Consider the following 9545-nt stretch of genomic DNA (forward strand, 5'->3'; position numbering starts at 1 on the left):
CTCGGCGGGCCGATTGTACTTTGTCCGGCCTGGCGGGAGGATGCCGGATCCGTGCATCCGCGCGAACCGACGACGAACGAGAGACGCGTGTTCAAGAAGATCCTGATTGCGAACCGCGGCGAGATCGCGCTACGCGTGATCCGCGCCGCCCACGAGCTGGGGATCGAGGCCGTGGCCGTCTACTCCGAGGCCGACCGCCTGGCCCCGCACGTCCTGGCCGCCGACGAGGCGTACCTGATCGGCCCCGCGCCCTCCGCGCAGAGCTACCTCAAGGCCGACGTGCTGATCGAGGTGGCGAAGCGCTCCGGCGCCGAGGCGATCCATCCAGGTTACGGCTTCCTCTCCGAGCGCGCCCCGTTCATCCAGGCCGTTCGCGACGCAGGCCTCGTCTTCATCGGCCCCTCGCCAGACGCGGTGACGGCGATGGGCGACAAGACCGAGGCGCGGAAGCGGATGATCGACGCCAACGTGCCCGTCGTCCCCGGCACCAAGGCCGCTCTGGTGGACGCGGCCGAGGCGCGCCAGGTCGCGGGCGAGATCGGCTATCCCGTGCTGCTCAAGGCGGCGGCGGGCGGCGGCGGCAAGGGCATGCGCGTCGTCTCGTCGGAAGGCGAGATCGAGAAAGCGTTCGAGGCCGCCGGGAACGAGGCGCAGGCGGCGTTCGGCGACCGCGCGGTCTACATCGAGAAGTACCTGGACGGGCCGCGCCACATCGAGATCCAGCTCCTGGCCGACCGGCACGGCAACACGCTGCACCTGGGCGAGCGCGAGTGCTCCATCCAGCGCCGCCACCAGAAGCTGATCGAGGAGGCGCCCAGCGCCGTCCTCACGCCGGACGAGCGCGCGGCGATGGGCGCCATGGCCGTCGCCGCGGCACGCGCGGTGAGCTACGAGGGCGCTGGCACGGTCGAGTGCCTGTACCAGAACGGCGAGTTCTACTTCCTGGAGATGAACACGCGCATCCAGGTGGAGCACCCCGTGACCGAGCTGGTGACGGGTGTCGATCTCGTCCAGTGGCAGATCCGCATCGCCGCGGGCGAGGCGCTGCCGTTCACGCAGGAGGACGTGCGCTTCGGCGGCCACGCGATCGAGTGCCGCATCACGTCGGAAGACCCGTTCAACTCCTTCATGCCGTCCACCGGCCGCATCGGCAACCTCACGCTGCCCAGCGGGCCCGGCGTGCGCTGGGAGGGTGGGATCGCGACGGGGGTGGACGTTGGGCTCTTCTACGATCCCATGCTCGCCAAGCTGATCGTGCACGCACCCACCCGCATCGAGGCGGTGGACCGGATGAAGCGCGCGCTGCTGGAGCTGCGCATCGAGGGCGTGGACACGAGCGTGCCCTTCCACCTGCGCGTGATGGACGAGCCGGACTTCCGTGCGGGGAACCTGGACATCAAGTACCTGGAGAAGCACGAGGCCGAGCTGCTGTCTCCCCCGGCCGACGAGGAGCTGGTGCGCGCCGCCGCGCTCGCCGCCGCCCTGCTGGAGGAGCAGCGCCGCACCGCCAAGTCCGCCAAGCGCGTGCAGGCGGGCACGTCCACCGCCGCGGGCAGCGCGTGGCGGGGCCGCATGGGCTGGAGAAACGGGTGAAGGACCGCCGTCCGGGCGGCCGCCGTCCCGACGCTCGCGGACGTCCGCAGGGCGAGCGCCGCCCGCCACCGCCGCAGACGGTGCGCATCGATTCCATCGCCGCGGGCGGCGAGGGCGTGGGGAGATTGGCGGACGGGCGCGTGACCTTCGTCCACCGCACCGCGCCCGGCGACCTGGCCGAGGTGCAGCTCACCGAGCGCCGCGACCGCTGGACGCGCGGGCGGCTCCTTCGTGTGCTGGAGCCGTCGCCGGACCGGCGCGACGCCGTTTGCCGCTTCTACGAGCAGTGCGGCGGATGCACGCTGGAGCACATGACGTACGATGCGCAGCTCCGCGCCAAGTCACGCATCGTCGCCGACGCGCTCACCCGCATCGGCGGCCTCTCGGTGGATGCGCCGGAGGTGGTCGCCTCGCCGAACGAGTTCCGCTATCGCAACCGCGTCTCGTTCGCGCTGCGGCGCCTCGGCACGGGTAGCGTCATCGCCGGCTTCCACGCCATCGGCGACCCGGACGCGCTGATCGACGTGGACGGAAGCTGCCTGCTGCCCGAGGAGCCCATCTCCCGCGTCTGGGATGGCCTGCGCGCGAGCTGGGGCCCGGACGCGCGGCGCCTCCCGTCCGGCGAGCAGCTGCGCCTGACGCTCCGCGCGAACGCGGAGGGCAACGTGGCGCTGCTGGTGGAAGGTGGCTACTCGCCCGGCCGCCCGCAGGAGCTGGTGGATGCGGTGGACGGCCTGGTCGCCGTGTGGCACCGCCCGGGGACGGCGACGGCCTCGCTCATCGCCGGCGCGCCGGGGCTTCCGGAGGTCTGGGGCGATGACGTCGTGGAGCTGAGCGGCGCCGCGTTCCTCCAGGTCAACCGCGCCGCCGCGGCCCTGCTGGAGGCGCACGTGATGGACGTCGCGGGCGACGTCGCGGGCCTCTCCGTCGTGGACGCGTACTGCGGCGTAGGCCTGCACGCGCGGCGGTTCGCACGTGCGGGCGCTCGCGTCGTCGGCATCGAGCTGGACCCGCAGGCGGTGGAGGAGGCCACGCGCGCGGCACCTCCGGGCGCCACCTTCGTCGAAGGCCCAGTCGAAGCGCTGCTGCCCACGCATCTCCCGGCCGATCTCGTCGTGCTGAACCCGCCGCGCGCCGGCATCGCGCCCGAAGTGGTGGAGGCGCTGGTCGAGGCATCCGCATCGCGCATCATCTACGTCTCCTGCAATCCGGCCACGCTGGCCCGAGACCTCAAGCGCCTCGCATCCGCATACCGCCTCGCCAGCGTCCGCTCGTTCGACCTCTTCCCCCAGACCGCGCACGTCGAAACCGTCGTCGTCCTGGAGCGCGGCGACGGCTGACGCAATGCAGTCGTGAGATGCGAATCGGTGCGTCTGCCCTGCTCTCCCTGATGAGCTGCCTACGCCGCCTGCCGCACCAGGTCCTCCAAGCGGTCGTAGGAGACCTGCATCCCAGTTTCCATCCCGCTCTCCAGAATGGCGTCGCGCACCTCGCGGCTGGGGTGGGTGGCCAGCAGCTTCATGGTGGTGACGCCGTCGGCCTCCTCCAGCGTCATGTCCAGCACCGGGTCGTCGCCGCCCCCCGCCCACTCCGCCAGCGCGGCCCACTCCGCGGGCGAGACTTCCTCCGGCTTCGTGTCGGGAACGCCCTCGTACATCTCGGTGTTCACCAGGCGCCGTGGCGCGTCGATCTCGAGATACTCGCCGTGGAAGCCGACCTCCATCACCTGGTCGCGGAGGACGAAACGCCAGCGGCCGCCCACCCGCAGATCGATCTCGCAGACGAGCCACTCGGAGGTCTCGAAGCCCCACCAGCGCTTCACCAGCTCCGGCGTGGTGAACGCCTTGAAGACGAGCGCGGCCGGCGCGTCGAAGAGGCGGGTCACCAGGTACTGGGTGTCCGAAGGCAGGGTGATGACGGCGGAGCCGTGGCGGTTGGGGGCGGCGGTGGCGCTCATGGTTCTTCCTCCTTCGGTTGAAGTTCGGCGAGCAGGTCGTCAAGCCTGTCTAGCCGCGTGTTCCAGGTGCGCTCGAAGGTGCGGACCCAGTCGTGGATGGGCTTCAGCGCCGGTCCGTTCACCCGGTACCAGTGGTGCCGGCCCTCCACGCGGACGAGCACGAGCCCGACGGCCCGCAGCACGGCCAGGTGCTTGGACACCTGCGGCTGGCTCATCCCGAGCCGGCCGACCAGCTCGCCGACCGTTGCCTCCCCGGTGCCGAGCGCATCGAGGAGATCGCGTCGGCTCGCTTCCGCGACGGCGTTGAACGCGTCGGCTGTCGTGGGTCTGCGAGCCATGGGTCGAAAATATATACCTATATCGGAATATATCAAGTGCCGCGTTCCGCCGGTCGCTCGGGCGGGGAATCCGCGGTAGCGGTTCTGCAGCAGCACTTCGACCGTTGCGCCCAGCGTCCTCGCCCAGCCTACGATCGATCTGTTCGTCGAGCTGCTTCAGCAACGGGGCGAGGAACCCCTCCAGCCGCTCTCGGAAGGTGTGGGCGAGTGCAGGTGCCGACGGCGCGCTCGTCTGCATACGATAGCCCTCCGATGGACGTGACCCATCGGAGGGCTGTCGTACTTTCTCGCTCGTCATCTCCGAAAGGAAAAGATTCGGGATGACTCATGTTCGCATCCGCGCGGGATCAGCAGCCTTCGGCCCAGCAGCTGAAGCCGCCGCCGCAGGTGGCGTACTCCATCATCGACTCCACCACAGGCGGGTCGCCTTCCGGGTAATCCCACGTGCACGGTCCACAGTAGCTCGCCCAGCCCGCGTTGCTGTTCTGCCCGTGAACGGTGCCGCGACCGGTGTCCGCCACCGCCACCTCGAACGACTCCACCTCCACCGTGTCCAGATCCAGCTTGAGCTTGTTCATCGCGTTCTTCCTTGGTGCGAGCCGCCGCCGCCCACGGCTCGGACGGCCGTGGCTCGGGTCGGCGGATGAAGCAGCCGCGGGGCCGCCGAATCGTGGTCATCGACCGCACGCACGGCTTCCTCAAATGAGCGCCGATGCGGTGGTGTCGTGCAGATGATCCGAGGCTGACGGCGCCGTCTCATCGAAAGGCGGGACCGCCGCCCGTGCGAATCGTGTCGCAACGTGCGGTCAAGTAACAGTCGCCGGTAGATGCGGTCAAGTCTTTCGCCGAGGCTGGCGCACGCACGCGAGGCTTGCGCGCGCGGCAGGGTTTCGGCAGGTTGCGTCGCCTCCGCCAGGGCGGAGCACGTTCCCCCAACCCGCAGACGAATGCGCTATTTCGTGACCATCGGCGAGCGCACGGTGGAGGTGGACCTCACCGGCGAGACGCCGGTGGTGGACGGCACGCCCGTGGCCGCCGACCTGGTGTCGCTGCCCGGCACGCCCATCAAGCACCTGCTCGCCGGCGGCCGCTCGTACGAGCTCACGGCCCAGCCCGCCGAGCGCCGCGGCCGCTGGCAGATCGCCATCGGCGCCCAGCGCTTCACCGCCGACGCCGTGGACGAGCGCACCCGCGCCATCCGCGAGATGTCGGGCGCCGCCGAGGAGGAGACGGAGAAGACCATCGTCGCCCCCATGCCCGGCCTGGTGCTGAAGGTGGAGGTGGAGGTGGGCCAGACGGTTCGCGCCGGACAGGGCGTGGTGATCGTGGAGGCGATGAAGATGGAGAACGAACTGAAGGCACCCGCGGACGGCGTGGTCGCCCGTATCGAGGTGCAGCCGGGCCAGACGGTGGAGAAGGGCGCGACACTGGTGATCCTGGAGTAGGTCTCCGTCCACTCACGCACGCAGGAGCGCTCATGTACCGGAAGATCGAAGACTTCGAGAAGGGCTGGACGTTCGAGGCGGCGAACACCCGCAAGGTGCTCGCGAACCTGTCGGACGAGTCGCTTTCGCAGCCGATCGCGGAGGGCTTCAACACCCTGGGCGGCCTCGCCTGGCACCTGGCGATGGCGCTCGGCCTCATGCTGGGCCAGGTGGGGCTGAAGATCGACGCGCCGGCTCGCGGTTCCGCGGTGCCCGCGAAGGCGCAGGAGATCGCGGACGTGTACGACCGCGCAGCTAGCTCGGTCGCCGCGGCGGTGACGAGCGGCTGGACCGACGAGATGCTGGCGGAGGAGGTCCCGATCTTCGGCCAGTCGTGGCCGCGCGGCCTCGTCCTCTCCGCGCTCATTCTCCACCAGACGCATCACCGCGGGCAGATGACGGTGCTCATGCGCCAGGCGGGTCTGCCCGTTCCCGGCATGTACGGACCAGCGAAGGAAGAGATGGCGGCGTTCGCCCCCGCTGCCTCCGCGTAGCACGCCAGCATATCGCAACACCGAAGCGCCCACCGGACCGTCCGGAGGGCGCTTCGTCTTTCCTGGATGGTCAATGCCTCGCCGCCGCGACACGACACTCGCGACTGTGTCTCGCGATATATCTTGACGAGCGATATATCGTGAGTTATATCTGATTCAGGTGGTGAAGGCTGGATCGGAAACCTACTCGTGGAGGCTCACATGTTCGGTGCATGGGATTGTGGTCCGCGCGGACGCCGCGGGCCGGGCTTCATCGGCACGTTCTGGGCGGGGCCGGGCGGCGGGCAGTGGGGCGGGGGAGCGGGGCCGGGCCGCGGGCGGGTGTTCGGGCACGGGGACCTGAAGTACGTCATCCTCAGCCTCCTGGCCGAGAAGCCGCGCCACGGCTACGAGATCATCAAGGAGCTGGAGGAGCGGGTGGGCGGCGCGTACTCGCCCAGCCCCGGCACGGTGTACCCCACGCTGGCGCTGCTCGAAGACCTGGGCTACGCCGCCGCCCGTACGGAAGAGGGCAACCGCAAGGTCTACGAGATCACCGACGAAGGCCGCCGCCACCTTGCCGAGAACCGGTCGATCGTGGACGACATCTTCGGCCGCGTCGAGGAGATGGGCTCCTTCGTCTTCGGCGAGGGGATGGCGGGCCTGGGCAGCGCGTTCGGCGCGCTGAGCAAGGCGACCTTCCGCAACGCCATGCGCCGCCAGGGCGACCAGCAGTGGCTCGCCCGCGTGCGCGAGATCCTGGAGCGCGCCGCCCGCGAGATCGAGGGGCTGGACCAGGCCTGAAGTCCGCTGTACGACGGAAGATGCGACGCCGGCCGGAACTCTCTCGTTCCGGCCGGCGTTCTCTAATTGTCACGGGTGCGGGCATCTGGCTTTGTCCCACCCCGATCCTCGCACGTCTCGGAGCCCGGAGTGCCGACGCCCTGGCGTGTGTCGCCCCGTCATCTTCCACATCCTCCCAGGGCCAGGCCGCGCGCGGATTTCTTGCGTGGCGCGCGCGGCGCAGGGTAGGTTGAGCGTCCTCACCCCATTCCCGACCGGAGAGATGCCCATGTCCCGTTGGTCTCCCGCGCTGGCCGCGGCCGTCGTGCTGGCGGCAGGCTGCGCCACCCCGCCGCCGCCCAGCCAGCCCACGCCCGTACCCGTGCAGGCCGCGCGCGCCAACGAGCGGCCGGTGCCGTATCCCGTGGTCGCGCCGGCTGGCTTCCGGCGCGCCATCGAGCGCGACACGCGCAACGGCAACGGCAAGCCGGGGCACCGCTACTGGCAGCAGTGGACCAACTACACCATCCGCACGAGCGTCGAGCCGGGCAGCAAGCAGCTCACCGGCAGCGAGCGCGCCGTCTACTACAACCGCTCGCCGGACACGCTGGCCGTCCTCTACATGCACCTCCACCAGAACCTCTACGCGCCCGGCGCCATGCGCAACGAGGAGACGGAGGTCACCGGAGGCGTCACGCTCACCCGCGTGGCCGTGGGCGGGCAGGCGATGGGCGAGGCGCAGGGCAGGGGCGCGGGCTACGCGGTGGAGGGCACGCGGCTGGGCATCCGCCCCGCGCGGCCGCTGCTGCCGGGCGACTCGGCGGTGATCGAGACGGCGTGGAGCTTCAAGGTGCCGCAGAGCGGGTCCGGGCGCATGGGCTGGGACGCGGACAACCTGATGTTCATCGCCTACTTCTACCCGCAGATGGCGGTGTACGACGACGTGGGCGGCTGGCAGACCGAGCCGTACCTGAGCGGCGCCGAGTTCTACATGGGCTACGGCGACTACGACTACACGGTGACCGCCCCTGCGGGCTGGACGGTGATCGGCACGGGCGAGCTGAACAACCCGGCGGACGTGATGCCCGCCGACGTCCTGGACCGCCTGCGCCGCGCCGAGGCGAGCGACACCGTGGTGCACGTGCTCACCGCGGCGGATTTCGGGCCGGGGAAGGCGACCACGCGCGGCACGAACGGCCGGCTGGAGTGGAGCTTCCGCGCCCACAACGTGCGCGACGTGGCGTTCAGCATGACGCGGCAGTCGCTGTGGGACGCGGCCCGCACGCCGGTGGGCGACGCGAACGGCGACGGGCGGCCGGACTACGCGCGGGTGGATGCGCTGTGGCGGGCTAACGCGCCGCGCTGGCGCCTGGGCGCGGCAGATGCGCAGCACTCCATCGCCTACCTTTCGCGCTACACGGGCCAGCCGTACCCGTGGTCGCACATGACGAGCGTGGAGGGCGAGAACATCATCGGCGGGGGGATGGAATTCCCGGCGATGACGCTGATCGGCGCGTACACCACCCGCAGCGACACGGCCTTGTACGGCGTGATCGCGCACGAGCTCGGCCACATGTGGGTGCCCATGATCGTGGGCGTGGACGAGAACCGCTACGGCTGGATGGACGAGGGCACCACCGACTTCGACGAGGCGCAGGCCAGCAACGACCGCTTCCCCGGCGCGCGCGACGCGCATCTCACGGAGCAGGGCACGTACGTCCGCCTGGTGAAGGCCGGCTACGACACCGACCTGATGCGGTGGACGAACTACCAGTACCCCGGCCCGTCCGGAACCTTCGCCTCGTACTACAAGCCGAGCACGGTGATGTACGCGCTGCGCGGGCTGATCGGCGCGGAGACGTTCGACCGCACCTTCCGGCAGTACGTGCACGACTGGGCGTGGAAGCACCCCCAGCCGTGGGACTTCTTCAACGCGTTCAACGCAGGCTCGGGGCGCAACCTGGACTGGTTCTGGCGCACGTGGTACTACGAGGACTGGTCGCTGGATCAGGCGGTGGGCGGCGTGGCGGACCAGGGCGGCAGCACCGTCATCACCGTGCGCGACCTGGGGATGGCGCCCATGCCCACGCGGCTCACCGTCACCCGCGCGAACGGCACCGTCGAGCGTCCGGAGATCCCGGTCGAGACGTGGCTGAGCGGCACGCGGACCGCCACCGTGAACGTCGCCGCGGACCCATCGCCCGTCGTGCGCGTGGAGATCGACGCGGAGAGCGCCTTCCCCGACGTGAACCGCACGAACAACGTGTGGACGCGGGGGAGCTGACGCTTCGGCCGAGCCGCGGGCTTGGCCTCGTACACTGGCGGCGGGGAACGATTCCTCGCCGCCTCAGCAGAGTTAGTGGTATTGGTTTCTGTTCGGTGGCGGGACTGGGAGCATACGTTGGAGTGAACACGCACTTACTGCTGGCTGGATATAGACCAGGTGCTGTAAAGAGACTACGTGGAGGCAATATGGACGAGCGAGAGCATGCCGTTCGCGGGCTGAGCGAGGATCTCCAGATTGCCTTTGCGAGTGCAACTCTTGCGTTTGAACTGCGGCAAATGGTTCACAGGCACGGGCCGCTCGTACGGCTTGCCGAAGATTTCACGTGGTTTGCTCTTCGAGCGGCGCGCGATACTGCGGTGATTCATCTTTGGAAGGTCTATGATACGCAGAAGCAAGCACGCTCGTTACGATGGTTTCTATCACGCTTCTCAAAAGCAGGGCCTTCTGATCGAGACAGAGACATGCAGCGCATCAGCCCCTCTTCAGCTGACGTAAACCGCTTGATGCGGCTTCGTCACCAAGTCTTTGCTCACCGGGGGCATGAAGCAGCGGTGAAAGGTTCTGCCGCCATCCTAGAATCTAACGATCTGACAGCGCCGGAAGTGTTTGAGCTCATCCAAGTTGCTCGGG

At 69.4% G+C, this 9545-nt stretch carries 10 protein-coding genes; 7 read left to right on the plus strand and 3 right to left on the minus strand.

The genetic code is table 11. The features are described from left to right. Window positions 1–87 precede the first annotated feature (87 nt). Window positions 88–1593, plus strand: coding sequence for an acetyl-CoA carboxylase biotin carboxylase subunit (gene accC, locus VFE05_04460; GenBank protein HET6229309.1), 1506 nt, complete (start codon window positions 88–90; stop codon window positions 1591–1593). Further along, complete coding sequence (locus VFE05_04465; GenBank protein ID HET6229310.1) at window positions 1590–2933, plus strand: class I SAM-dependent RNA methyltransferase; 1344 nt, start codon at window positions 1590–1592, stop codon at window positions 2931–2933. The genes accC and VFE05_04465 overlap by 4 nt, the downstream gene beginning before the upstream one ends. 59 nt (window positions 2934–2992) lie before the next feature. On the opposite strand, the gene VFE05_04470 is transcribed toward VFE05_04465, so the two are convergent. From VFE05_04470 to VFE05_04480, 3 genes are all read right to left on the minus strand, one after another. Next, window positions 2993–3550, minus strand: a complete 558-nt coding sequence (locus VFE05_04470) for an SRPBCC family protein (protein HET6229311.1) — start codon at window positions 3548–3550, stop codon at window positions 2993–2995. Further along, window positions 3547–3888, minus strand: a complete 342-nt coding sequence (locus VFE05_04475; protein HET6229312.1) for a metalloregulator ArsR/SmtB family transcription factor — start codon at window positions 3886–3888, stop codon at window positions 3547–3549. The genes VFE05_04470 and VFE05_04475 overlap by 4 nt, the downstream gene beginning before the upstream one ends. A gap of 347 nt (window positions 3889–4235) precedes the next feature. Next, window positions 4236–4466, minus strand: a complete 231-nt coding sequence (locus VFE05_04480; GenBank protein ID HET6229313.1) for a hypothetical protein — start codon at window positions 4464–4466, stop codon at window positions 4236–4238. Between the two features lie 369 nt (window positions 4467–4835). Here VFE05_04480 and VFE05_04485 point away from each other — a divergent pair, with 369 nt between their 5' ends. The 5 genes from VFE05_04485 to VFE05_04505 form a co-directional block, all read left to right on the plus strand. Further along, window positions 4836–5333 carry an acetyl-CoA carboxylase biotin carboxyl carrier protein subunit gene (locus VFE05_04485; GenBank protein ID HET6229314.1) on the plus strand — a complete coding sequence of 166 codons (498 nt, stop codon included), beginning with the start codon at window positions 4836–4838 and terminating at the stop codon, window positions 5331–5333. A 32-nt stretch (window positions 5334–5365) separates the two neighbouring features. After that, on the plus strand, window positions 5366–5866 hold the full coding sequence (locus tag VFE05_04490) for a DinB family protein (GenBank protein HET6229315.1): 501 nt from the start codon (window positions 5366–5368) through the stop codon (window positions 5864–5866). A gap of 201 nt (window positions 5867–6067) precedes the next feature. After that, window positions 6068–6649, plus strand: a complete 582-nt coding sequence (locus VFE05_04495) for a PadR family transcriptional regulator (protein HET6229316.1) — start codon at window positions 6068–6070, stop codon at window positions 6647–6649. Between the two features lie 262 nt (window positions 6650–6911). Further along, window positions 6912–8912 carry a M1 family metallopeptidase gene (locus VFE05_04500; GenBank protein HET6229317.1) on the plus strand — a complete coding sequence of 667 codons (2001 nt, stop codon included), beginning with the start codon at window positions 6912–6914 and terminating at the stop codon, window positions 8910–8912. Between the two features lie 188 nt (window positions 8913–9100). Further along, the coding region (locus VFE05_04505) for a hypothetical protein (protein ID HET6229318.1) at window positions 9101–9545 on the plus strand (445 nt) is incomplete at its 3' end.

It is taken from the genome of Longimicrobiaceae bacterium (assembly GCA_035696245.1).
Lineage (GTDB): Bacteria > Gemmatimonadota > Gemmatimonadetes > Longimicrobiales > Longimicrobiaceae > DASRQW01.